The following is a 24,120-nucleotide window of genomic DNA, read 5'->3' as shown; positions in this document are numbered from 1 at the left end:
AACGACAAAATTGGAGGCTATGGTTACATGGAAACGTCAGCCCTTTTGAAACAGCAAATTGCGAAAGAAATAGGTTTATCACAAAAACATGTTGAAAGCGTCATCCGCCTGCTTGAGGACGGCAACACAGTTCCGTTTATCGCCAGATATCGAAAAGAGCAGACGGGTTCAATGGACGAGGTTCAGATTCAGACCATTTCTGAACGATGGCAATACATACAAAACCTGAATCAGCGAAAAGAAGAAGTAATCAGGCTAATCGCCGAGCAGGATAAACTAACAGTTGAATTAAAACGCAAAATTGACCAATCCGTAAAACTTCAGGAAGTAGAAGACCTCTACCGTCCGTATAAACAAAAGCGCAAAACGAAAGCGACAGTCGCCAAAAGCAAAGGCCTTGAGCCGCTTGCCGACTATATTATGACCCTTCCGCAAGATGACCGCCTTGCAGAAACAGCAGACCAATATATCAGTGAAGAAAAAGAAGTGTTCACCAGAGAAGAAGCCATTGAAGGCGCCAAACACATTATTGCGGAACAAATCTCAGACGAACCGAATTTCAGAAAATGGATTCGCCAGGAAACCTTTAAAAAAGGAACGATCAAGTCAGCTGCCGGAAAATCAGCAGACACAGATGAAAAAAACGTGTACGAAATGTACTACGAGTATGAAGAGCCAATCGCAAAGGTCGTTCCGCACAGAGTGCTTGCCATGAACCGCGGCGAAAAAGAAGACATTTTAAAGGTGTCTATCGAACCGCCAGCAGATCACATTAAGGCTTACTTGGAAAAGCAAATCATCAAAAACCGTTCAACGTCTGTAAAAGAAATCTTGCAGGAAACGATTGAAGACAGCTACAAAAGACTGATTCAGCCTGCTATTGAACGTGAAATCAGAAAAGAGCTGTCGGAAAAAGCGGATGAACAGGCGATTCATATTTTCTCTGAGAACCTCAGAAAGCTTCTCCTTCAGCCGCCGATGAAAGGCAAGACGGTTCTCGGTGTAGATCCGGCTTTCCGAACAGGCTGTAAGCTGGCAGTGTCAGATGAAACCGGGAAAGTCTTAAAAATTGATGTGATTTACCCGCATGCACCTGTCAAAAAAACGAAGGAAGCTCATGAGAAAGTGAAAGCGATTCTTGAAGAGTATCAAGTGGAAATGGTGGCGATTGGAAACGGCACGGCCTCCAGGGAGACAGAGCAATTCATTGTGGATGTGCTGAAGGACACGCCGCGTGATATTTATTATGTGATTGTCAATGAAGCGGGGGCAAGCGTATACTCGGCATCTGAGCTTGCCAGAGAAGAATTTCCTGAGCTTCAGGTCGAGGAACGCAGTGCAGTATCCATCGCACGGAGACTTCAAGATCCGCTTGCGGAACTCGTCAAAATTGACCCGAAATCTGTAGGAGTGGGGCAGTATCAGCATGACGTCAGCCAAAAACGCTTAAATGAATCCCTGCGCTTTGTCGTTGAAACAGTCGTAAACCAGGTAGGAGTAAATGTCAACACAGCTTCCGCGGCGCTGCTTCAGTATGTAGCGGGATTATCAAAGTCCGTAGCGGGCAACATTGTCAAAAAGCGGGAAGAGCTCGGTAAATTTTCGAATCGAAAAGAACTGAAAGATATTCCAAGGCTCGGCGCGAAAACCTATGAACAATGTATCGGCTTTTTAAGAGTGCAGGAAGGGACAGAGCCTCTGGACAGAACAGGAATCCACCCGGAAAGCTATAAAGAAACAAAAACGCTTTTGAAAAAGTTCGGTCTTTCAACAGAGCAGATCGGTACGGCGGAATTGAAGGATAAAATCAACAAACTTGAGCTTTCTGAAACAGCAAAGGAACTGGGAATCGGTGAAATTACGCTGAAAGACATTTGTGAACAGCTGACAAGACCTGAACGTGATCCGCGTGATGAGGTGCCTAAGCCTCTGCTGAAAACAGACGTTCTTCAGCTGGAGGATCTGAAAGAAGGAATGGAGCTGCAGGGCACCGTGCGCAATGTAGTGGACTTCGGAGCGTTTGTTGATATCGGAGTCAAACAGGACGGGCTTGTGCACATTTCAAAACTCAGCAATCAATTCGTCAAGCATCCGCTTGATGTTGTATCCGTCGGTGACATCGTGACGGTTTGGGTTGACGGTGTCGATGTACAAAAAGGCAGAGTGTCACTGTCTATGGTAAAATAAAAGCACTGCTTACGAGCAGTGTTTTTTCCTATAGAAATACCAGCATTGATTCAGCAGTTTAATTTGGTAATTATCTTTTTCAAGGAACGCTTTTTGCATCTGCTTTTTCAGCCAATTTGGCATAGGCTCATTCCTCCTCAGCTTTTATCATAAGAGGGGCGGTGATTACCCTATTGTATGCGAACAGTGAATTGTCCCGTTCAATGTTTTTTTAGTGAGGTGCACCATGGATAACAAAGAGCTGCAAAAGCTTACAGAGGATATTTCTAACACATATTTCAAAAAGCCGTTTCGCCATCAGGCTGTTTTCAACGACAGACTTAAAACGATCGGCGGAAGATACCTGTTAACCTCTCATAACATTGAATTGAACAGAAAATATTTGATTGAACATGGGAGGGAGGAACTGATTGGCATTATTAAGCACGAGCTCTGCCATTATCATCTTCACCTTGAAGGAAAAGGATACAAGCACAGGGACAAAGATTTCAGAGCGCTTCTCCAGCAAGTCAATGCGCCCCGCTTCTGTACGCCTCTAAAGAAAAAAACAGAAAGCAACAAAACATATAGGTATATATGTACGGCTTGCGGCCAACAGTATATAAAGAGACGCGCCATGAATCCTGACAGATACAGATGCGGAAAATGCCGCGGGAAAATAAAAAGAATTTTTTCGTAAAAAAGGTTGACGAAACTAGCAAGCCTATGTTACATTATAAAAGTCGTCACGAGAGATAAATAAAAAATATTTACCTCTTGACTCTGAATGACAAGCCTGATATAATGAATCTTGTCTCATTATTCCACAGTAGCTCAGTGGTAGAGCTATCGGCTGTTAACCGATCGGTCGCAGGTTCGAATCCTGCCTGTGGAGCCATATTTGGAGAAGTACTCAAGTGGCTGAAGAGGCGCCCCTGCTAAGGGTGTAGGTCGCGTAAGCGGCGCGAGGGTTCAAATCCCTCCTTCTCCGCCATAAGATTGCGATATAAGTTCTCAACCATCGGCCCGTTGGTCAAGCGGTTAAGACACCGCCCTTTCACGGCGGTAACACGGGTTCGAATCCCGTACGGGTCATTCCATTTTCGTTGGGCTATAGCCAAGCGGTAAGGCAACGGACTTTGACTCCGTCATGCGTTGGTTCGAATCCAGCTAGCCCAGCCATTTTTATTTTATGAAATTAAATAGTAAGAGCCATTAGCTCAGTTGGTAGAGCATCTGACTTTTAATCAGAGGGTCGAAGGTTCGAGTCCTTCATGGCTCACCATTTGTCTTTTTGCGGGTGTGGCGGAATTGGCAGACGCGCTAGACTTAGGATCTAGTGTCTTACGACGTGGGGGTTCGAGTCCCTTCACCCGCACTTTAATTACAAAGTGCACGCAAATAGGTTTTGCTAGGTTAAGAGCCTAATAAACCAGCACAAACACAATTTAATGATCACGCGGTCGTGGCGGAATGGCAGACGCGCTAGGTTGAGGGCCTAGTGGGTGAATAACCCGTGGAGGTTCAAGTCCTCTCGGCCGCATCAATGATACCAAGGGTTTTGACGACCTTGGTATTTTTTTGTGTTTATTTTTAAACGATCTACTGCCCACTAACTGCCCACTTACCTAAAGTAAGTCATCTAATTTATCAGCCATTTCCTTTTGTTTGTTTGGATATAGGTGTTCGTAAACGTCAATTGTCGTTTTTACAGAACCATGCTATGGATTCTCTTCTCGTTCAGATTAAAGGCACACAGTCAGCGTGCAAAAAAATTTTAGAGGAGTAGACTAACTTATCAAGACCAGAATAAAAAAGATAAATTTAAGAACATAACATATTAGTTATATAAAATATGTTATGTTCTTTCTTGTTGACTCGTTACTTTAAGTGTAAATATTCACCTTGTTACTTTATTAAAGAATAAAAACAAGTGTCAGTCAGCTTGCTGCCATCTGCGGATAAATCATCATTTTTTAAAGTGCCTTCAAATGAAAATCCAAGTTTTTCTGGGATAGCACGACTTTTAAGGTTTGTTGATTCACACCTTATTTCAATTCTTCTAAATTTGATATTATTTAATCCGAAGTTAGCTAATTTTTTTACTGCCTCTGTCATATATCCATTCCCGCTAAATTTAGTATTTACCCAGTACCCAATTTCACATTTAGGAATGGCCCAGTCAATCCTCTGAAGGCTAGTTATTCCAATTAAGTTATTGCTATCTTTATCAAAAATAAGAAAACGAAAACTTTCTCTCTTTAAAAAATTTATATGAGCATTTCTTAAGTTTATCTCTGTTTCTTCAACAGTAGGAAGTTCTTGAGCAAATGGCAACCACGCTTTTAATTCATTAAAAGAATCTCTAATTGCTTGGTTTACAATTTTTCCGTCTCCTGTTTGGTGTGGTGCTCGAAGAATTAGTCTTTCTGTTTCTAATTGTAAAGGAACATCTAACAACAAAGGATTCATTTGATTTCCCCTCTCGGTATTTTATATTAAAGAAGCAAAGCAAATGCAAAAAAACTTTATGACGGGACAAATATATTCAATTTGCATTTAATCTTCCAAGATTCTTTTTCTTAACTAACATCATATAAATCTATTATGAGAAAGTCGGCGATAAGTATCAAGAGATGGCTGGTATGCCAATGAACGGCGAAAATGATCGTCTGGGCTTATCGAAGAAAACACCAGACTATGAAGAAGTAAAAGATGAAGAGACAAAGTTAGAGGAGTAAACCATGTGTTTGCTCCTCTTTTTTTATCTTTAAAAGGACTGACGTGAGGTTGAGTTAAGTCTCAAAAGTAACGCAGTAATCTCAAAAAACGTGAAGGAGGAGAAATACAAATAGCAGCCATTCTAAGTCGACCGTCGACCTGATATATGGTAATATTATTCTGCATTTTAAAAAAAGTAAGGAGATGATAAAGGGTTCAAAATGGGATTGAAAACAGAAAAACATCTCATATACTTATTGAAATTAAAGATACAAACACTACATTTTACATTATTATATTTAATTGATTTTGTACTAGAATCTAGTATTTTTCTGCACTTATATCTTTTTTGTTAGTTTATTGGAGGGAGAATCTTGTTAAATACTTCATCATTGTTCTTAGTAATTATTTTTATCTTAGGAATCATAGGTAAGAACCAATCCATTACAATTGCTGCATACGTGCTGCTTGGCATTAAGGTTCTGCAGTTGGATGATAAAGTATTTCCTTTTCTAGCTTCCAAAGGATTGAGTATTGGGATTACCGTCCTCACCATTGCAGTACTTGTCCCTATTGCAAGTGGGGAGATCGGTTTCAATGAACTATATGCAAGCGTGAAATCTTATTATGCATGGGTAGCGTTAGTTGCAGGTATCCTGGTAGCAGTGATGGGTAAATATGGTGTTAATTTGATGTCATCAGACCCGCAGGTGACAGTAGCGCTTGTCGTTGGTACAATCCTTGCTGTTGTACTGTTAAATGGTGTAGCAGTAGGGCCGTTGATTGGAGCTGGTATTGCTTATATGGTATTTCAGATTATCGGCCTATTTACCAAATGAGTGTCACCTATTTATAAAAAATTAAAATTAAGTTGAATGTGAAAGTCTTCCGAATGGATAGCAACGTATAAGCTTGAAAAGTTAAAGGATAAAAATGCAGTTTTAACAGAAAAAATTAATGAATTGAACCATATAGAATCAACAAGCAGCACTTTCGGAGAACATGGCTGGAGTTATCAAGAGAACACCAGACTATGAAGAAGCAAAAGGCAAACAAACAAAATTAGAGGAGTTGACCGTGTGTTTACTCCTCTTTTTTTATTCTTGGGTTCACTTTTCTCATTCTGGGTATTTTTCGATGGGGTGTTCTTTTTTCGGTGAATTTTTTTCCTGTTAACATCTCCATTTGACGTCTAGCGCTGGTCATTTCAGTAGGAAGAATATAAACATATTCAAGTATCTTATTTGTAAATTTAAATAAAGGCTCAACCATATTACTGTTAAATTCTATATCATCGCCATGAGCAGCAGCATTCCCTGCCTCTTTAATCACCTTAGAAAGATCGCCCATTAAGGCTGGTAAAATTTTTCTTTCCTCTAAGTCATTAAGTTTTGCATGAAGTGTTCTTCCAATAGCCCCTTTATTTTTGCATACCATTTCCAAAGTTCTTCTAAGAGCCATTAGGCACACAACAGCATCAATCTTCTTTACTTTTAAAGCTGACTCATACGCAGATTTAATGTTTTTAGGTAAGAGGTTTAAATTCACTTTTTCACTATATGGGTATAAAACTTGACCATCTTTATAAATATCATCACCCTCGTAGTATACTTCTTCAGTATTCCAATGAGTGTGATACAGTTGAAACTCAAAACAAACAGGACACTCAAGCACTTCAAATATGTCATTAAATTGCGCTTCATAAGAGGTTAATGGTACAAATGTTTTTTTTACATATCTGTTTAATAAGTTCATAGGTGCCTTAGTTCCACAATGTGGGCATGTGAGAATGATATTTTCTTCCATTTTTAGCTCCCCAATATATTTGTCCTCGTATTATAGCACTCTTGTTTAAATTGTTAAAATTTTTAACCAATGGTTTCAATATGTCAAGTCTCTAAAGGATTGCTGTAACCGCAAAGGAAAAGATAAAATGTACCTTTTTGCAATTCATCTTTGTATACTTAATTTAAATCTGACATAATACAATTAATGTAAAAATTCTCATAATTTATGTAAGGGCGGGGGATATTTCTTGCGTCCGATTCTTTTAGATAAAACTAAAATTCCGTATGATCTAGTTACGAAAAAATTGAATGCTTGGTACACTTCGATAAAGAATGATCAAGTTGAAAAAGCTGAGAGAATAAAAAAAGGAGTAGAAACTGAATTAGTAAATATGGAAGAGAACCAAGACGCTTTGTTATATTATCAATTGTTAGAATTCAGGCATGAGATAATGTTATCTTATATGGAGTCAAAAAAAATAGATGATCTAAATAGTTCTTATGAAACAATAAAGGAAATAGAAGAGCAGGGGCAATTGACAGGAATGCTTGAATATTATTATTTCTTTTTCTTGGGTATGTACGAATTTAGACGAAAAGAGTTAACAAGTGCTATCAGTGCTTATAGGATAGCCGAAACTAAGCTATATCAGGTTGAGGATGAGATAGAAAGGGCAGAATTTTTCTTCAAAGTATCGTACGTTTATTATTATACGAAACAGACTTATTTCTCAATGAATTATGCTAATCGAGCGCTAAACATATTTAAGAATTATGATGAATATGCTGTCCAGACATTAAGATGTCAATTTATTGTAGCAGGTAATTTCATTGATTTTTTAGAGTTTGAAATGGCTTTACAACAATTTTTAAAGGCTTTAGATATTGCAAAGGATATAAAGGTTGATCATTTGATTGGTATGTCCCATATGAATATTGGAATTTGTTATGAGGAATTAAGGATTACGATAATGCTGCTAATCATCTGGATTTATCCATTAAAGTTTTTGAAAAATCTGAACACATCTTTTTAACAAAAGCTTTATTTGCTATGTCTCACGTTGAGGCGAAAAGAAATAATTTTAATGTTGCTCAGGAATATTATTTGCAGGGTAAAGAGGTAGCTGAAAAGAACAAGGATAAGGAATACATAGTAAAGTTTAAAATTTTGGAAGGACTTTATTTTTCTAATGGTGAATATCAATTAATTAATGAAGCATTTTCTTATCTTGCAGACAGAAAAATGTTTGCTGACGTTGAAAATTTTGCTACCGAAATTGGGCATTTTTTTCATCATCGGGGAAATTTAGAGCTATCAAATGAGTATTATCGTATTAGTATCGAGGCGAGACGAAGAATAAAGAAAGGAGAGATTATAAATGAAGATCAGCCGAATTCTATTGACAGTAATGGTGTTAAGTAGCATCTTAACATTTACTCATTTTGTAGATGAAGACACTACTCCAAATGGTGGTTTCAAAATTGCCGCAGATCGAGTTGGTGCATAAAGAGGAAGGGGTTAGGTACCCTTCCTCTTTTAATTTGGTAAAACAGTATTCATTGGATAAAAATACTTACTCAAAATCATTCCAATTATCTAAGTAACGGTATAATGTTGTTTTCCGTCTCTTTGGTAATTTGCTGAATGGTATACTTTTTGCTTTGGTACATCTCCATAGCACGGCGGACATTATGATCAGGTTTTCTCAGACGTCCTGTATTTTTCCCCTTTAATTTTGCCTCTTGAATTCCAACCTTTGTGTTTTCACTAATTATGTCAAATTGAAATTCGCTGACTCTTCTTTTTATCATCTAATCCTGTAGACATACAATAATTATTAAGGAAGAAATAAAGTAAAGGCTCAGACCCATGGAAAGACAATGAGTTTGAGCTTTGTTTACCCAATACGAAACTACGGGGCAGGAACCACATTTTTATTTGTACAATGCTTAAATGAAAAAGCATTTTCATACCACTACGACTGTGTAAGCTGAGTGGGGAGGGCACTGCTGGCACTCCTTGTATTTTGCTAATAACATAAAGTAAGTTATAAGAAGTAAAGGAATTCCTGTTGAAAATCCCTTTAAGACATTGTTTCATCTTTAGCAACTGGATGAGTTCTGATGAATAATCATACGATATTTACAATCGTTCTCCCTCTTACTTGTCCTTCCAATATTTCAGGAAGAACGTTAGGAAGTTGATCTAAAGTAATTTCTTGTGAAATAAATTCCTCTAAACTAGATGGTTTAAAATCAGTTGCTACACGATGCCATGTTTTTAACCGTGTTTCCATTGGACAATATACAGAATCAATCCCAAGTAAATTAACACCTCTTAAGATGAATGGAAAAACAGTAGTTGGCAGTTTTGTTCCAGCTGTTAATCCACTAACAGCAACGGAACCTCCATATTGAATTTGGCTTAAGATAGAGGCAAGAGGTTCCCCGCCTACAGGATCAACAGCTGCCGCCCATTTTTGTGATCCTAAGGCTTTAACCTTCCCTCCATAGGTCATATCCCGTGAAATAATTGTACTAGCTCCAAGTTTTCGTAAGTAATCATATTCTGATTCTTTACCTGTACTAGCTTCTACTTGATAACCGAGAGAGTTAAGGAATGAAACAGCAAAACTACCAACGCCACCTGTTGCTCCTGTTACCAGAACTTTTCCTTTTTCAGGAGATAGGTTATTTTCTTCTAGACGTTGAATAGATAGTGCCGCTGTGAAGCCAGCTGTTCCTACTATCATTGCTTCTTTGAGGGTCAAATTATCAGGTAAAGGTACAATCCAGTCTCCAGGGAGACTTGCATATTCGCTAAAACCGCCAAAATGAGAAACACCTATATCATAACTTGTGGCAATCACCTTATCCCCCTCTTTAAAGCGAGGATCATTAGAAGAAATGACTACACCTGCTAAATCTATACCCGGTATAAATGGGTATTTTCTTACGATTTTCCCATTGGGGTTCCCTGCAAGTCCATCTTTGTAGTTAATTCCAGAGTAGTGTACTTGGATGTGGACATCACTTTCTGGTAAAAACGCTGGAGAAACATTCTTTACTTTAATTGAAAATTCATCATCAACTTTGTTTACAACTAGAGCCTTGAATTCGTCTTTCATTTTATAAATCCTCCAATATGCTATCTTGATGTGAAACCACTTTAAGTATACACAATTATTCTGACCGGTCAAACTATTTTGTCTGGTCAGAATAATTTTGTGTGGATTTCATGAACTGTTGTATACTAATTGAAGGTTAGCTTTCTGGAGGTTTATTATGAAGAAAAAAGCAGAAGAAAGAAAGAATCAAATATTAAGGGCAGCTTTCCAAGCTGTGTCAACACAAGGTTATAATTCAGTTACACTACAAAGTATTGCTGATCACGCAGGAGTTAGTAAGGGCGTCGTGCATTATTACTTTGATAATAAGGAAGATACCCTTTCTCAACTACTTGAGTGGATTACAAATAAAATTTATAAACATGAATTGAAAGCAGTGGATTCGGAATCTACGCCACTGGATAAGTTGAAAGCTTATGTAAATTCAATATTTGTCTCTCCCGAGGAAAATGAAAAGTTTTACAAGGTTTATTTAGATTTCTTGTCTCAGGCAACCCGAAATGAAACGTACAGGAAAATTAACCATAGCTTTTATCAACAGTGCTGGGGCATCACATCTAACATTATTATTTTTGGACAGGAAACAGGAGTATTTGACCAAAGTATAGATGTTGAAAAAGCTTCAAAAACAATGCGATCTATTGTAGATGGATTGCTCATTCAATGGCTAATGAGTGAAGATATAAATTCACATGAATATTATAAAGAGATTTGTTATCAGAGCTTTTTGAAGCATTTAAAGCTCACTTAATTCTATTAGTTTATCTCCATTCTTTACGTAACAGAAAAAGACATAACGAATCTAAAAACAGAAAATGTCCCTTAATTAAGAAGCATCATTGACACATGCAATGTCATAAAAATATTCAGTGGTTTACATTTATTGAGGGTACTTGAAGAATGAGGATACCAAATGAACAGGTTGGTATCTTTATCGTTTTAGCTCACCATTTTTTAACCATAATTCATATAAACGTATATAAATGATGGAAAATGAAAATAGGAAATGTAATGAAAACAAGCTTTCATAATCAGTGATAAGGATTTACAATGTTGAGGGCCTAGTGGGTGAATAACCCGTGGAGGTTCAAGTCCTCTCGGCCGCATCCCAATAATACCAAGGGTTTAATCACCTTTGGTATTATTTTTTTGTTGCAAGTGTATCCTGGCATTAAAAAAGTGCTGACCCCTGCACAAAACCTTTGCGCGAGTCTGCACTTTTATTTTGCAAGATACACTGCCCCTTATCTCGATTAAGGGGAGTTTATTTAATCCGTTTTTAGCCGCACTGATACTTGGCTTTTAGGAGCTTTTTTTAAATGGCTAAAACCTACAAATTTTTTGCCTTCTTCATCCCATAGGCGGAACTTTAACGACTTCAGACTTGTTGCCAGTGTAATGGTCGGAACGTTTTGCAATGGTTCAGTGCTGTTATGTACTTCTTCAAGCTTATAGTTTGGGACTCTCGGGCTTAAATGATGAACATGATGGAAACCGATATTGCCTGTTAGCCATTGCATGATTTTTGGCAGCTTATAAAAAGAGCTTCCTTCCACTGCTGCTTTTACATATTCCCAATGCTTATCTTCTTCAAAATAAGAATCCTCAAACGTATGCTGGATATAAAACATCCAAATTCCGAGGGATCCCGATACCATAAAAATTGGCGCTTGAACCAGCAGGAAGTTTTGCCAGCCGATAGCCCAACATAAAAGTGCTGCCAAAGCGACGATCCCCAGGTTCGTTACATACGTATTCATCCGTTCTTTGCGTTTTGCCCCTTTACGATTAAAACGATTGGTCACCCCGAAGACGTAAATCGGCCCAATAAAAAACATGACAAACGGATTTCTGTACAAACGGTACATTATTTTTGTCTTGGTTGAGGCTTCCTTATACTCCTCAACGGTCAGTACCCAAATATCGCCTGTACCGCGTTTGTCCAGGTTGCTGCTTGTCGCATGATGGACAGAGTGATCGTGTGCCCAATGATCAAAAGGATGCAGAGTCAGAATTCCTGTTATTGTTCCAAGGATTCGATTCGCCCTTCTGTTCTTAAAAAAGGAATAGTGGCAGCAATCATGAAAGATGATGAAGGTTCTCACTAAAAACCCTGCCGCAACGACAGAAATTGCTAATGTAAGAAAATAAGAAATCGACAAGCTCTTATATGCCAAAAACCATAACAGGAAAAATGGTCCCAATGTGTTAATGATTTGACAAATACTTTTTTGTAAATCGGACTTTTCGTAAGGGGTAACCAGTTTTCTCAAAGTCCTTAGGTTTTCTTTATTCATTTATTAAAGTTTCCCCTTCCTAATGTTCTTAAGCTCAGTATAGAAAACGTTTTATTCCCTTTGAAGTCCCAGCTGTCATACTCCATATATGATACGTATCATGGTTTTGTTATAACTCGCCAGCCAGCTAAGGATCCTTTTCAAAAGCTGTTAAATGAATCGGATTTCCAATCCCTCTGTAAAATGATTGGAAATGTGAAACTGATTTCCAGCTTAATTAAATCTTTATTAGCAGAGGCAGCCAGGAAACAAAAGTCGTATAAAGATTATACCCATCTCTTTATCGGACCAAACTCTCTCCTGTTCCCCCATGGGAATCGATCTATTTAGACCGTGAACCTTGATTGAGGAACAAACTTTACAAGTGTAGAATATGGATTGATTTTTGAGAGTCAAAATAAAGTAAGCTGGAAGACCTTGAATTTTCTAGTTGCTTAATTCAAAAGGCTTTGGAAAGTGGTAATGAAGAAAAGGAAGATGATTTGAGATCAAGTTTTATTTTTTTATGAGCATATTGGCAAATGGGGGTAGACAATGAGTAACGTTTGCAAACATCTGCAGAAATAAAGCTTTACCAGTGAACAGCCCTGTTTGTAGCACTTAAACAAGAATCAGCTGAGCTTTGTAAAGAAATCTTTAACAATCAATAATGAAGTACGATTAAGCAAAGAAAAAGGGCTGAAGGCACTCGTGATTCATTTTCACGTGTTTTCAAACCATCGTTAATGAAGGCCTCTTATTCTGCATGTTTAACAAATAATTCCATAAATAAAACAATAATATTAATTTGCATTTATTTCCGTTTCGTGTTAAGATGAAGAAGAATTATTTTTGTTCGTGTAAAGGATAGTATGAATATTGACTTTTCGTCTTGATGATACTTTGGGCAGGGATAGTAATTAAAATGTGTGGTAACGCACTAGGAGGCAACAAAAATGGAACAAGGTACAGTTAAATGGTTTAATGCAGAAAAAGGTTTTGGATTTATCGAACGTGAAAATGGAGACGACGTATTCGTACACTTCTCTGCAATCCAAGGTGACGGATTCAAATCGTTAGACGAAGGTCAAAAAGTAACGTTTGACGTTGAGCAAGGTGCTCGTGGAGCTCAAGCTGCTAATGTTCAAAAAGCTGCTTAATCTTAAATGTTTATAGAAAAACAGGCTCTTAATATAGGGCCTGTTTTTTTGCGTTCTCTGTATAATACTCAAACTCAATAAAAAACCCTACTCAACGTTCGAGTAGGGAGATGTTACAAGGTAATAGCAAAAGATTTAACGCTTCAAAGGTTTGTTTATAGTATAACATACTGGATTGACAATATGCGGAATGTATATAAATTATTTATTTTTCTTTTCGAATACAATTACATACTATTCATTCTTTTTTCACTAACCTGTGGGAATCGGTTTATTTCGACCGTGAACCTTGATTGAGGAGCAAAACATTACAAGTAAGGAAATACTACCGTAAATACGGATTGAATGTTGTGTGTCAAAATGATTAAAAGGCTTTGGAAAGTGGTAATGAAGAAAAGGAAGATGATTTGTGGTCCAAGTATTCTTGGCAAACGGGACTAAACAATGAGTGACAGTTTGGAGACGTCTGTAGAGATAAGCTTTACTAGTGAACAGCCCTGCTTTTAAAAGAATATCTTGCACTTGAACAAGAAACAGCTGAGCTTTTTAAGAAATTTTTAAACAATCAATAATGAAGTACACACTCGTGATTCATTTTCACGGGGGATCAAACCGTAGATATTAATAAGCCCTCTTAGATCATGTTATAAATTCAATACGGGATTATTGACATTTTTTATTTCGCTTACCGCTTCTGCACAGTATCCACACCTTTATCAAATATGCCATGATTTAAACGATAATATAATTGCCATTATTTCCGTTTCGTGCTATGATAAAGAAAGATTATTTTTGTTCGTGTAAAGGATAGTATGAATATTGACTTTTCGTCTTGATGATACTTTGGGCAGGGATAGTAATTAAAATGTGTGGTAACACACTAGGAGGCAACAAAAATGGAACAAGGTACAGTTAAATGGTTTAATGCAGAAAAAGGTTTTGGATTTATCGAACGTGAAAATGGAGACGACGTATTCGTACACTTCTCTGCAATCCAAGGTGACGGATTCAAATCGTTAGACGAAGGTCAAAAAGTAACGTTTGACGTTGAGCAAGGTGCTCGTGGAGCTCAAGCTGCTAACGTTCAAAAAGCTTCTTAATCTAACTCGTTGATAAAAACAGGCTCTTAATATAGGGGCCTGTTTTTTTGCGTTCTCTGTATAAAACTCAATAAAAAACCCTACTCAACGTTCGAGTAGGGAGATGGTACAGGTAATAGAAAAAGATTTAACGCTTCAAAGGTTTCTTTACAAGTATAACATACTGGATTGACAATATGCGGTAATGTATATAAGTTATTTATTTCTTTTCAAACACACCTACATCTTATTAGGAAGCAAACTTTCACGAAATTTTAAAAATAATAGCCAACTCTAAATGTGTCGTGTACCAACCGCCGCTAAACGGGAGTCAACCATGATCATTCCGACACTCTTCTTTTTTTAATTCATGACCAGCAGTAAACAAAAAGGATCATTCCTTTTCGTAAAGAATCATCCTTTTCTTCGTTCATTCAACAATCTTTATGTATTGTTGATTAATCTACAAAAATTCCACCAACTTCAATTTTTTCATAAAACTGATCCTTATTAGAAGTAGGTTTCTTTAACTCGTGACTGTCGCAGTGGATATAGAAATTCTTAAAGATAAGAGGGGAGATTGATTGATTTTTTTTCTAGAAATAATCAATTAGATATACCTAACACAATGAAAGCCCTACCTCTCTTCCATCCTTACGGCTCCTTGTCCGTGCCAGTGTGAATCAGGTACAAAAATCAAGCGATTATTTTTCGAATTATTTGATAAAACTTCAAATGTTCGTAGAAGAAATGTAAATCATAAAAATGGATTAGATTGTAGGTATAACAAAAGAGGTTAATGTTCTAAACTAAGTTGAACGTCTTTGAAATGATTTACTTTTAATCATGATATTCCCGAAAAATTCAGAATGTTTTTGGAATGTAATATCAACCTTAACAGAAGCTTTTTATTTGATTTTCAGTGATTCCTTTAATTACTTCCAGTTCACTGATCAAAAATTCATATGCATTATCCAACATTTTTTTTTCGCTTGAATTAAGTGCTTTTTCTTTCTTCATACGCATTAAATCACGTACAACTTCAGCACCTTCTTGTATTTCACCCGTTTTTATTTTGTTCGTGTTTACTTGATACCTTTGTTTCCACGGCAGTAACCTATCTGATTCTCCATGCTGAAAAATGTGTATAATGCGTTTTAATGCAAGTATATCAGTAACTGGTCGTATACTTGAACTCAATATTTTACGTGTTGGAATCATAACTGTCATATTACTGATTGACATTTTTATGACATAATACTGTTGTTTTTCATCTAAAAATTCTTTTTCTTCTATGGCTTCAATTATACCTGCTCCGTGCATTGGATAAACAATGTTATCGCCAATTTGAAACATATTATCCACCTCCATGTATGGTAACCTTCTTAAGCTTACCATACATGGAGGTGGATAATCAAAATATTTAATAATAACATGATAATATTTTTGTTGTCAATAACTTTTTTCAATAAATCAGATCAAGCAAAAACAATACGGAACGTGTATGATTTCCAATAAAGGAAAGGTCAATTGGTCCGTGTATATCCTGAAACCTCGACTAATTAACATAGATCAGTTTTTCGTTTTAGCTATGAGACTTCTTCGGCTTTGTCAATTCGAAACTATGTTGCACCATATCACCTAGAGTTTCTTTCGAGAGGGCACCATCTAAAATAATGGTATTCCAGTGGTCTTTATTCATATGATAACCGGGTTTCACTTCCTTATAGATGCTGCGCAGAAAATTAGCGCGCTCAGGTTCGCATTTAAGATTGATGCATAGATGACCATCTAAATTAAAGATAAGCGCAAACAACTTTTTATTACCTTTGTGACGCATCACAGTCCATCCTTCACCAAAAGGATAGTCTTTATAGGTGTCTGGATAAGACAGGCAGTAATCAATTATTTCATTCAGAGTCATAATAAGCCACCGCCATTATAATTTATGAGTATAGATAAATGAGCCAATGATTCCTAGATCATTATATCTCAAAGTAAAATCTGTTTTAATCGTTTTGACTATTAGGTGTTAATATAAGAACGTCATGAAGTTACTTCTGTATGATCTGAATAAGGTTGCCGCATGTATCGTCGAAGACAGCTATTGTGACTTCTCCCATTATGGTCGGCTCCATAGTGAACTTCACGCCTTTTTCCATTAATCGTGTGTACTCTTTTCGTATATCTGTAACGCCAAACATTGTTGCTGGGAAGCCCTCGGCGAATATCTTCTTTTGATACTCCTTAGCGGCAGGATGTTCATTTGGTTCGGGTAAAAGTTCGGTTCCATCTTGGTCATCTTGAGAAACAAGTGTTATCCACCTGAATTTCCCCATAGGAACGTCTTCCTTTTTTACAAACCCCAGTTTTTCTGTATAAAACTCCAGTGCCTTGTCTTGGTCTTGTACGAATATACTGGTAACAATGATTTTCATACTGTTTTTGCCTCCTTTGATATTTATGACGCATGGTACTGGCTGCAAGCAAAACAACCCACACATTTGTCAGAAGTCCTGTTCCGGCTTTTTTCAAAGTGTCTTATGTATATTATATGAAACAAACGTATTTCTCCAAAAATTATGCAAATCGTGCACTCAATATTTTTGGAGTGTAAGAAACTGTCCCAATTATACGTTGTCAATTTATTGTCGCAGGAAACCTGATCGATTCTTTAGAAAATATGAAAGAGCTTAGGAACAATTTTTAAATTCTTTGAAGCTGCAAGGAAAAACGTAAAGCATTGCAATGTCACATATGAATATAATGTGGTTATTTACTATTATGTAAATTTATGTCTAAATAGTAAGTGGTGATAAATATTATTGATAGCTGCGTTTTGACTGCATATTTTTTCATTAAATATATAAAATGGTTATGAAAATGAAAAAAGGCAGGATACCCGTTTATAGTCACATTTATAAAAAAAGGAGTCATAACGATGTTAAAAAGATTTTTTCTGGTTTTACTCACACTGATGATGTCTATAGTTGTTATACTAGTGGCTGCTAAAGATTCCCCTGGAGATAATGTCATTTCATTTGATGAGCCTATGATCTTAATGATATCCATTGGGATCGTTGTATTTTTATTCATCCCTCCATTAGCCATGTCCTTTTTTGGCAACATGGTTGTAAGAATAATATCTGGAGTATATCAATGTTTTATCGTTTTCACTTTTCTGGGGATGATTCCAATTGGATTTCTTATTCCCAATGGCTTTTCGACCATTCTTGTTTCTGTTTTAGGAACGTTAGTCAGCATAAGTAGTGTTGTAGTAACCTTATTAATTGATAGGAATAAAGAAGTTAAATCTTAATAGAATAGTTGCTTTTATTGAAAAGCTTTATCCCTAATGTCGAGGAAAGAGGCCTTCCATTGATCACCAACATGATCGTGATAAAATGCTGTTCCTTTGCCAGAGAACTCATTGTCATGCAAATCAGCAACAGCCTCCAATGCTTTTCTTAGCTTTATCATTTGATTTTTCAAATCTTTATAATCTTTTGCTCGATTTTAAGCTTCAGATAACAAAGAATCTGCTTCAAGTCCTTTCATTGGTCCAATCTTTTCTATGAGTTTATATCCTAATGTTACTATTAATTATTCATATTAGAATATAATAAGTTTACATCCTATTTATTACATAGAAAGATTGGAGTTAAAAATGAAAAAAGTAAGTTTTTTTTAGCAATTATTTGTTCTGCTGCACTGCTAGTTTTTTTAGCATGGTTTATTTATGCTGGCACCCACCAACCTCCTATATTGAAGGGTAATTCAAAAGATGGAAAATGGAGTGTTATCTATTCTCCTGAAAAAGACATAGATCTTGCAAGGCAAGACTTATGGGCGGTTCATATTACATGGAAAAGGGATTCTGGGTTTTCAGTAAAAGAGGTTGTGTTTAAAGAAAATGGTGTTGTTGAGGCATCAGGTGACGCAACAGATGAACCTAAGAATGCAAAAGAAATAGCAGTAGCGATAATGGGAGATCCACCAAATACGAATAATGATTATACAGTAGAAGTTACTTGGGAAGAGAATGGGAAAACACAAAAAGACATTATACAAGTAAATAAAGAAATCAAACGGTCATTTGTTATTCCTAATGTAATAAAAAGAATTTTAAGTTTAGGATAAAGCTAAAATACTCTCATAGGAATAGAAAAATATTATTAAATCAAGTAAAAGCGTTTGCTTTTTTCTTGTTTCATCTTAATTTATCACCTTAACTGATGGTTGTTTCTAAGTAAATATCATTGATACCAAGGGTTTTGACTGCCTTGGTCTTTTTTTGTGCTTGTTTTGCAATTGTCTACTGCCGGACTTACCTAACCTGTAAGTCATTTAAACGGTCAGCAGTTTCTCTTTGTTTGTTGGGGAAACATAAACATCTATTGTCGTTGTTATAATAGCTTGTCCGAGTCTTTTTTTATTGTTGCATAAACTTCGTCTTAAGCTTAATCTATGAATACATAATAAAGACGGAACCTATATCATTGCTGATAGGAGAATAAAACAAATACCGTGATGTCAAAAATACCAATTAAGGGGAAGGGGATGAAGAAAAATCAAGAGCGTGATGGGCGAAAAGCCGATTAAACCGGTGAATCTAACGTAATGAAAAAGCAAACTGTTTGGAAAAGAGGGGGTCCTGATGACAAATAGTAGTATGAATCCTAACGTTGATGAATTTGTAAGTAAAGCTGAAAAGTGGAAGGAAGAATATGAGCGGTTAAGAAATATCGTTCTTGAATGTGAGCTGACTGAAGAATTTAAGTGGATGCATCCTTGTTATACGTTTCATAAAAAAAACGTCGTTTTAATACATGGATTTAAAGAATATTGTGCGCTTCTGTTTCACAAAGGCGCCTTGTTACAGGATCCTCATGGGATTCTCATCCAACAAACGGAGAATGTACAGGCGGCGCGCCAAATTCGGTTCACCAATGTTCAGGAAATAGCTGAAATGGAACCCATCTTGAAAGCTTATATTAATGAAGCCATTGAAGTTGAAAAAGCCGGTTTGGAAGTGAATGTTAAAAAGAATACGGAATACATCATTCCAGAAGAACTTCAACATAAATTCGATGAAATTCCTGCCTTGAAAACGGCTTTTGAAGCATTGACCCCGGGACGGCAAAGAGCTTACATTCTTTATTTTTCTCAAGCCAAACAATCCAAAACTCGAGAGTCAAGGGTTGAAAAATATATGAAGAAAATTCTCGATGGAAAGGGATTAAAGGATTAGTATATTCGTCAGGAAGGCATTTTGCTAAGTGAAATTTCTATGAATCTGTCATGCAAGAAGCATTTGAAGGATGAAGGCAACCGTGATACCAAGAGTTTTGAGTCCCTTGGTATTTCTTGTGTCAGAATAAAATACAGAGGGGCGGTTCAATGTATGAAAGAACCGTCCCTTATTTTATTTGGCATTTTCGTTTGAATAAAACGATTACTGATTAATGAATAGCCATTATGTCAATAAGGCGCTTGATTTTTTCACTGTCTCCTGTATCAACGTACACTGTTTTTGCATTTTTTATTATATCCTCAGTCACTTCCCGCATTACGCCTTTACTTACATCATCAGAGGAATCCCAGCGTAAAGGAACATTGTATACTTTAATCGTACCATCTCCATTACCGCTATAAGTTACAGATCCATCCACTAAACGAGAGCCTGCTAACTGGATAACATCTTCAGGATAGCCAGCACTGGTGTCATCATTCGGATTGATTGGTTCGCCAGCCGAAATATGTCGAACATTCAGTTCATCTATCTCTTGATTTGCTCCAAGCTGCAACCAAACTCTGGCATATTCGATTTTCTCAGAGGGATATTCCGCTAATACATTGTCTTTTTCGCTGTTCGCCTCGTTTTTTAATCCTTCTGAAGAGGTTTCTTTTGATTCATCCGTTGAGGATTCCTTTAAAGCATTTTCATTTGAATTCTTTGTTCCGGATTCTTCTGATCCTGTTGTTGCCTCTGATTCATCCTTAGTTATTTGGTTGCTATCTTCAGTCTCATTATTATTTTCTTCAGATTGTAATGCAGAATCATTATTTGATTTTTCTTCCTTACCGCCCATACATCCAACGAGCAATAAGACGAGCAGCATCATGACAACATTAGAATAAAAAATATTTCTCAGTTTCTTCATTATTTCATCCCTCACCATCAACAGCCTTACATGCTTTTCTTAGCTTAATCAGTTTTTTATAATCTTTTTTTCGGTTTTCAGCTTCAGATAACAAAGACTTAGCTTCAAATCCCATCATTGTCCAATCCTTTCAGTTAGTTATATCTAAATATTACCATGGAATAGATATGAAAGTTCGAAAAAATTGTTCAAGGAGAGGTAACGAATGTTAGCTCAATCGAATAAATCTAGACAGCTTTTTGAAATGATGGCCACACTGTATACGGGTGGATTTCATGAGGAATCACCTATCATATTTGTGTCAACACTGTCCCTTTACATGAAGCAGACTATATTGAATGCTTTTTATTTTTGTCATCATGTGGTGATGTACTAGAGTGTGTGAATATGCGGTCTAATATTTGTTCTGTAAATGGCATAAAGGCATTAAGGATTATTCCTCCTAAACAAACGGTTAACAAAGTCCCGATGCCAATTGGCCCATTTAAAATAATTGCAGCTATCAAGAAGAAGAGGTAAATGAATGTTCTCGAAAAAAAGATATTTGTTTTGGTTAATTCTTTTATGATTAATGTTAATCGGTCAACTGGAATCGGTGCAAAATTTGTATGCAAATAGGTTGCAGTTCCTAACCCTATAACAACTAAGCCGATTCCAAAACAAATCACTTTGCTGAACCATAGGTCAGGTGTTAGCAAATTGTGCAATAAAAAAAGCCACATATCAATCCCAATCCCCGTTATAAATGCTGTTAACATCCCCAAAACTTCCGGTCTTTGTCTATTTAAAATTGAATTACAGCATATCAATATGAACGCTATTATGATTTCCCAGCTTCCCACTGTAAGCCCCACATTTTTAGACAGTCCTACCACAACTGCATCAAAGGGTGAAGTTCCAAGGTCTGATTGGATAGTGAAGGAAATACCAAGAGTTAAAATGAAAATTCCTAATACATAAAAAGTATATTTCACTTTACTCGACCTCTTTTTCGTTATTTTTATTGCAAATACAACAAAGTTAAGATATATTCAATATAAGTCATTTTTGTTGTATTTGCAACAAAAGTATGCGCTAAGGAGGTCATGATGAAGGAAATTCTTCGCGAAATCGGAATGATTGCCAGGGCATTAGATTCGATAAGCAATATAGAATTTAAAGAATATAACCTCACAAAAGGGCAGTATTTGTACCTTGTCCGAATATGTGAAAACCCAGGAATCATTCAAGAAAAGTTAGCTGAAATGATTAAAGTAGACCGAACAACCGCAGCTCGTGCGATAAAAAAACTCGAAATAAACGGTTTTATTGAAAAGATGGATGATGAGCATAACAAAAAGATAAAAAAACTCTTTCCAACAGAAAAAGGGAAAGATGTGTTTCCCGTTATAAAAAGAGAAAATGATCATTCGAATAGTGTCGCATTAGCGGGATTTTCTGAAAAAGAAGCAGAAACCATTTTTCACCTTCTTCAAAGAATGAGAAAAAATGTAGAAGTTGACTGGGAATATGTAAAAAAAGGGAACAAGAGAGATTATTAATTTTATAAAAGGAGCATATATGAGCATGAGTGTAAAACTAAAAAAGTGCAGCCATGAAGATTTAAAAATACTCCAAGAAATAAGTATTGAAACATTCAATGATACATTCAAAGACCAGAATTCACCTGAAAATATGAAAGCTTATTTGGAAAGTGCGTTTCATTCTAAACAGTTGGAAAAGGAATTATCTAATATCTCTTCACAATTCTTTTTTGTTTATTTTAATCATGAAGTCGCTGGATATTTAAAGGTCAATACCAATGAGGCTCAGTCTGAAGAAATGGGTGATGAATCACTAGAAATCGAGAGGATTTATATCAAGAACAAATTTCAAAAACATGGCCTTGGTAAATATCTGTTCAATAAAGCTGTGGAAATTGCGCTGGAATCTAATAAAAAGAAAATCTGGCTAGGCGTATGGGAAAAAAATGAAAATGCTATTGCTTTTTATGAGAAAATGGGGTTTGTTCAAACTGGAGCCCACTCTTTTTATATGGGTGATGAGGAACAAATAGACTTTATCATGATCAAAACACTCGTATAACTTTTTATGAAAGGCGGGTTTATATGTATATTCCAAAATACTATAAGGTTACAAATGCCGATGACATTTGGGACTTTGTTCAAAACAACTCATTTGGCACAATTGTCACAACAGCACAAGGGAAGCCAATTGCAACTCATTTGCCATTGCAGTTAATGAAAGAGGGGGATACTTACTATATAACGGGGCATATTGCTTATGGGAATCCTCAGTGGAGAACATTTGAAACCTGTGAAGATGTGCTTGTTATGTTTCAGGGACCGCACGCTTATATCTCTTCCTCTTGGTATGAAAAGGAAAATGTCCCAACATGGAACTATCAAGCCGTACATGTATACGGTACAGCCAGCATTTTGAACGAAGAAGAGTTAAAACATGACCTGACAATGTTGCTGCAAAAATACGAAAAGCACCGCAAGAATCCAGTTTTATGGGATAAGCTTTCTCCTCAGCTCTTAGAAAGTCAGCTGAAAGGTATTGTCGGATTTAAGATGAAGGTGGGAGAAATTCAGGCTTCATATAAATTAAGTCAGAACCGAAATGAAAAGGATTATATGAATATCATTGATCAATTACGAAATGAAGGAAATCCAAATTCAAAGCAAATGGCAGAACTGATGGAAAAGAGATTAAAAGATTAAATATCAGTCCACTTTTATTAGTGAACTTTGGAATGCGTGGTACTGCTCAAATGTTTGATTCTGCAGAGCCTTCAACTCGTGTGAAAGTTCAAGGAACACTTGCTGTTTTTAGCAGAGGCTTCTGGCGGGGCTCTTTCGGTTTTCTAATCACAATTCATAAAAACTTATAGAAATGACGGAAAATGAATATACGGAGTGTAATGAAAATAAGCTTTCAGAATGAGGGCTTGTTAGTGAATAACCCGTGAAGGTTCAAGTCATCTCGGCCGCATCCTAATGATACCAAGGGTTTAACTTCCTTTGGTATTATTTTTTTATGCAGAAAAGCTATGAGAGATTTCTTACCAAAAATAACCAGTTATCATTTATAGTAATATATAGAAAATCAACAAATCAACCGAGGATGAATTTTGTTCTATAAAGGAGATTCCCATGGAAGAAGTAAAAGTTGTGTATGCGTTGATTAAAAGTAAGTGTAATCAGATATTAATGGTGGATAATCATGAAGGACACTGGTCACTTCCAGGTGGAAGAGTTGAACCTGATGAGACGTTAATAGAAGCTGCTATACGTGAAGTGCATGAAGAAACAGGTTTTGAAGTAGAAATAGGGAATTTAATTGCTGTTAACGAAGCGAAATATGTAAAGAGGAATCATCACGCTATCCTTTTTACATTTGAAGCACGAATTGTTGGAGGAACAGAAGCGATTAAAAAGCCAAACGAGATATTGCAAATTGAATGGGTTGACATTGAACAGGCAAATGAACGAATGCCGTATTACTCAGAAGGACTTAATAAAATGCTGACAGGATATGCCCTATATAATAATCAAGGAACAATAGGGTAATGGCAGTAATCGTCAGGTTAGTTTAGGTCAAGTTGCAAACAAAAGAAACAAAACAGTGGGGAAC

At 36.4% G+C, this 24,120-nt stretch carries 23 protein-coding genes, 7 tRNA genes and 8 pseudogenes; 24 read left to right on the top strand and 14 right to left on the bottom strand.

Features of this window, described 5'->3' with window-relative positions; translation table 11 throughout:
* Positions 1-27: 27 nt before the first annotated feature.
* Positions 28-2,187 (top strand): Tex family protein, encoded by a 2,160-nt coding sequence (locus ACQVGS_RS19470; protein WP_127695935.1) that lies wholly within the window; start codon positions 28-30, stop codon positions 2,185-2,187.
* 9 nt (positions 2,188-2,196) lie between these two features.
* On the opposite strand, the gene cmpA is transcribed toward ACQVGS_RS19470, so the two are convergent.
* Positions 2,197-2,310: a cortex morphogenetic protein CmpA gene (gene cmpA / locus ACQVGS_RS19465; RefSeq protein WP_003225207.1), complete on the bottom strand. Its 114-nt coding sequence runs from the start codon at positions 2,308-2,310 to the stop codon at positions 2,197-2,199.
* Positions 2,311-2,413: 103 nt separating this feature from the next.
* On the opposite strand from cmpA, the gene ACQVGS_RS19460 reads away from it, so the two are divergent.
* The 8 genes from ACQVGS_RS19460 (at position 2,414) to ACQVGS_RS19425 (ending at position 3,709) form a co-directional block, all read left to right on the top strand.
* Positions 2,414-2,866 (top strand): SprT family protein, encoded by a 453-nt coding sequence (locus tag ACQVGS_RS19460; RefSeq protein WP_491830431.1) that lies wholly within the window; start codon positions 2,414-2,416, stop codon positions 2,864-2,866.
* A 123-nt stretch (positions 2,867-2,989) separates the two neighbouring features.
* Positions 2,990-3,064: transfer RNA gene (locus tag ACQVGS_RS19455), tRNA-Asn, on the top strand.
* A gap of 5 nt (positions 3,065-3,069) precedes the next feature.
* Positions 3,070-3,160 (top strand) — tRNA-Ser (locus tag ACQVGS_RS19450).
* Between the two features lie 29 nt (positions 3,161-3,189).
* A tRNA-Glu gene (locus ACQVGS_RS19445) sits at positions 3,190-3,261 on the top strand.
* Positions 3,262-3,273: 12 nt separating this feature from the next.
* Positions 3,274-3,348 (top strand) — tRNA-Gln (locus ACQVGS_RS19440).
* Positions 3,349-3,375: 27 nt separating this feature from the next.
* Positions 3,376-3,451, top strand: a tRNA-Lys gene (locus tag ACQVGS_RS19435).
* Positions 3,452-3,462: 11 nt separating this feature from the next.
* Positions 3,463-3,544 (top strand) — tRNA-Leu (locus tag ACQVGS_RS19430).
* Positions 3,545-3,625: 81 nt separating this feature from the next.
* Positions 3,626-3,709, top strand: a tRNA-Leu gene (locus tag ACQVGS_RS19425).
* An 85-nt stretch (positions 3,710-3,794) separates the two neighbouring features.
* On the opposite strand, the pseudogene ACQVGS_RS19420 reads toward ACQVGS_RS19425, so the two are convergent.
* Together ACQVGS_RS19420 and ACQVGS_RS19415 are read right to left on the bottom strand one after the other, a co-directional pair.
* Positions 3,795-3,887 (bottom strand): annotated as a pseudogene (locus ACQVGS_RS19420) (hypothetical protein); the annotation flags it as partial.
* A 187-nt stretch (positions 3,888-4,074) separates the two neighbouring features.
* Positions 4,075-4,638 (bottom strand): GNAT family N-acetyltransferase, encoded by a 564-nt coding sequence (locus ACQVGS_RS19415; protein ID WP_106020940.1) that lies wholly within the window; start codon positions 4,636-4,638, stop codon positions 4,075-4,077.
* A gap of 131 nt (positions 4,639-4,769) precedes the next feature.
* On the opposite strand from ACQVGS_RS19415, the pseudogene ACQVGS_RS19410 reads away from it, so the two are divergent.
* The 3 genes and pseudogenes from ACQVGS_RS19410 to ACQVGS_RS19400 all read left to right on the top strand — a co-directional run.
* Positions 4,770-4,907: pseudogene (locus tag ACQVGS_RS19410) on the top strand (lipoprotein); the annotation flags it as partial.
* 354 nt (positions 4,908-5,261) lie between these two features.
* Entirely contained in the window at positions 5,262-5,726 is a 465-nt protein-coding gene (locus tag ACQVGS_RS19405) for a DUF441 domain-containing protein (RefSeq protein WP_106020939.1), read from the top strand.
* A 63-nt stretch (positions 5,727-5,789) separates the two neighbouring features.
* Positions 5,790-5,876, top strand: a pseudogene (locus tag ACQVGS_RS19400) (hypothetical protein); the annotation flags it as partial.
* A gap of 94 nt (positions 5,877-5,970) precedes the next feature.
* On the opposite strand, the gene ACQVGS_RS19395 reads toward ACQVGS_RS19400, so the two are convergent.
* Complete coding sequence (locus ACQVGS_RS19395; RefSeq protein ID WP_189269892.1) at positions 5,971-6,693, bottom strand: DUF4145 domain-containing protein; 723 nt, start codon at positions 6,691-6,693, stop codon at positions 5,971-5,973.
* Between the two features lie 229 nt (positions 6,694-6,922).
* On the opposite strand from ACQVGS_RS19395, the pseudogene ACQVGS_RS19390 reads away from it, so the two are divergent.
* Positions 6,923-8,097, top strand: a pseudogene (locus tag ACQVGS_RS19390) (response regulator aspartate phosphatase).
* A gap of 151 nt (positions 8,098-8,248) precedes the next feature.
* Here ACQVGS_RS19390 and ACQVGS_RS19385 read toward each other — a convergent pair.
* A pseudogene (locus tag ACQVGS_RS19385) lies at positions 8,249-8,474 on the bottom strand (recombinase family protein); the annotation flags it as partial.
* A gap of 332 nt (positions 8,475-8,806) precedes the next feature.
* Complete coding sequence (locus tag ACQVGS_RS19380; protein WP_029318099.1) at positions 8,807-9,802, bottom strand: NADPH:quinone oxidoreductase family protein; 996 nt, start codon at positions 9,800-9,802, stop codon at positions 8,807-8,809.
* 157 nt (positions 9,803-9,959) lie between these two features.
* Between ACQVGS_RS19380 and ACQVGS_RS19375 the strand changes: the two genes are divergently transcribed.
* Positions 9,960-10,553 carry a TetR/AcrR family transcriptional regulator gene (locus ACQVGS_RS19375; protein ID WP_029318098.1) on the top strand — a complete coding sequence of 198 codons (594 nt, stop codon included), beginning with the start codon at positions 9,960-9,962 and terminating at the stop codon, positions 10,551-10,553.
* A 517-nt stretch (positions 10,554-11,070) separates the two neighbouring features.
* Here the strand turns inward: ACQVGS_RS19375 and desA are convergent.
* The gene (desA, locus tag ACQVGS_RS19370) at positions 11,071-12,099 is read right to left on the bottom strand and encodes a Delta(5) desaturase DesA (protein WP_476965927.1); all 1,029 of its coding nucleotides are present in this window, start codon (positions 12,097-12,099) and stop codon (positions 11,071-11,073) included.
* A gap of 935 nt (positions 12,100-13,034) precedes the next feature.
* On the opposite strand from desA, the gene cspC (ACQVGS_RS19365) reads away from it, so the two are divergent.
* Entirely contained in the window at positions 13,035-13,238 is a 204-nt protein-coding gene (cspC, locus tag ACQVGS_RS19365) for a cold shock protein CspC (RefSeq protein ID WP_010333136.1), read from the top strand.
* A gap of 896 nt (positions 13,239-14,134) precedes the next feature.
* A complete protein-coding gene (gene cspC / locus ACQVGS_RS19360; RefSeq protein ID WP_010333137.1) occupies positions 14,135-14,338 on the top strand; it encodes a cold shock protein CspC in 204 nt (67 codons plus the stop codon).
* Between the two features lie 873 nt (positions 14,339-15,211).
* On the opposite strand, the gene ACQVGS_RS19355 is transcribed toward cspC (ACQVGS_RS19360), so the two are convergent.
* From ACQVGS_RS19355 to ACQVGS_RS19345, 3 genes are all read right to left on the bottom strand, one after another.
* A complete protein-coding gene (locus ACQVGS_RS19355) occupies positions 15,212-15,673 on the bottom strand; it encodes a CarD family transcriptional regulator (protein WP_101864051.1) in 462 nt (153 codons plus the stop codon).
* 229 nt (positions 15,674-15,902) lie between these two features.
* Positions 15,903-16,241, bottom strand: a complete 339-nt coding sequence (locus tag ACQVGS_RS19350; protein ID WP_024120329.1) for an MmcQ/YjbR family DNA-binding protein — start codon at positions 16,239-16,241, stop codon at positions 15,903-15,905.
* Between the two features lie 130 nt (positions 16,242-16,371).
* Complete coding sequence (locus ACQVGS_RS19345; protein ID WP_491830425.1) at positions 16,372-16,755, bottom strand: VOC family protein; 384 nt, start codon at positions 16,753-16,755, stop codon at positions 16,372-16,374.
* Positions 16,756-16,844: 89 nt separating this feature from the next.
* On the opposite strand from ACQVGS_RS19345, the pseudogene ACQVGS_RS19340 reads away from it, so the two are divergent.
* Positions 16,845-17,041, top strand: a pseudogene (locus ACQVGS_RS19340) (tetratricopeptide repeat protein); the annotation flags it as partial.
* A gap of 217 nt (positions 17,042-17,258) precedes the next feature.
* Positions 17,259-17,636 (top strand): YdeH family membrane protein, encoded by a 378-nt coding sequence (locus tag ACQVGS_RS19335; protein ID WP_326365707.1) that lies wholly within the window; start codon positions 17,259-17,261, stop codon positions 17,634-17,636.
* A 56-nt stretch (positions 17,637-17,692) separates the two neighbouring features.
* Here the strand turns inward: ACQVGS_RS19335 and ACQVGS_RS19330 are convergent.
* A pseudogene (locus tag ACQVGS_RS19330) lies at positions 17,693-17,875 on the bottom strand (T7SS effector LXG polymorphic toxin); the annotation flags it as partial.
* A gap of 207 nt (positions 17,876-18,082) precedes the next feature.
* On the opposite strand from ACQVGS_RS19330, the gene ACQVGS_RS19325 reads away from it, so the two are divergent.
* Together ACQVGS_RS19325 and ACQVGS_RS19320 are read left to right on the top strand one after the other, a co-directional pair.
* Positions 18,083-18,457, top strand: coding sequence for a hypothetical protein (locus ACQVGS_RS19325; protein WP_491830423.1), 375 nt, complete (start codon positions 18,083-18,085; stop codon positions 18,455-18,457).
* 517 nt (positions 18,458-18,974) lie between these two features.
* Positions 18,975-19,568, top strand: a complete 594-nt coding sequence (locus ACQVGS_RS19320) for a YdeI/OmpD-associated family protein (protein WP_326374273.1) — start codon at positions 18,975-18,977, stop codon at positions 19,566-19,568.
* Between the two features lie 211 nt (positions 19,569-19,779).
* Here ACQVGS_RS19320 and ACQVGS_RS19315 read toward each other — a convergent pair whose 3' ends face one another.
* The 3 genes and pseudogenes from ACQVGS_RS19315 to ACQVGS_RS19305 form a co-directional block, all read right to left on the bottom strand.
* Positions 19,780-20,481 carry a YdeJ family lipoprotein gene (locus ACQVGS_RS19315; protein WP_491830421.1) on the bottom strand — a complete coding sequence of 234 codons (702 nt, stop codon included), beginning with the start codon at positions 20,479-20,481 and terminating at the stop codon, positions 19,780-19,782.
* 19 nt (positions 20,482-20,500) lie between these two features.
* Positions 20,501-20,599, bottom strand: a pseudogene (locus ACQVGS_RS19310) (hypothetical protein); the annotation flags it as partial.
* Positions 20,600-20,810: 211 nt separating this feature from the next.
* Positions 20,811-21,455, bottom strand: coding sequence for a YczE/YyaS/YitT family protein (locus tag ACQVGS_RS19305; protein ID WP_106020928.1), 645 nt, complete (start codon positions 21,453-21,455; stop codon positions 20,811-20,813).
* Positions 21,456-21,569: 114 nt separating this feature from the next.
* On the opposite strand from ACQVGS_RS19305, the gene ACQVGS_RS19300 reads away from it, so the two are divergent.
* From ACQVGS_RS19300 to ACQVGS_RS19285, 4 genes are all read left to right on the top strand, one after another.
* On the top strand, positions 21,570-22,022 hold the full coding sequence (locus ACQVGS_RS19300) for a MarR family winged helix-turn-helix transcriptional regulator (protein WP_044161669.1): 453 nt from the start codon (positions 21,570-21,572) through the stop codon (positions 22,020-22,022).
* Between the two features lie 25 nt (positions 22,023-22,047).
* A complete protein-coding gene (gene paiA, locus ACQVGS_RS19295) occupies positions 22,048-22,566 on the top strand; it encodes a spermidine/spermine N(1)-acetyltransferase (RefSeq protein ID WP_105955134.1) in 519 nt (172 codons plus the stop codon).
* 23 nt (positions 22,567-22,589) lie between these two features.
* Positions 22,590-23,207 (top strand): FMN-binding negative transcriptional regulator, encoded by a 618-nt coding sequence (locus tag ACQVGS_RS19290; RefSeq protein ID WP_106020924.1) that lies wholly within the window; start codon positions 22,590-22,592, stop codon positions 23,205-23,207.
* Between the two features lie 432 nt (positions 23,208-23,639).
* On the top strand, positions 23,640-24,056 hold the full coding sequence (locus ACQVGS_RS19285; RefSeq protein ID WP_044161664.1) for an NUDIX hydrolase: 417 nt from the start codon (positions 23,640-23,642) through the stop codon (positions 24,054-24,056).
* The last annotated feature ends 64 nt before the right edge of the window (positions 24,057-24,120 follow it).

Source organism: Bacillus sp. SD127, assembly GCF_058566445.1.
This window is presented reverse-complemented; position numbering and strand designations above follow the sequence as displayed.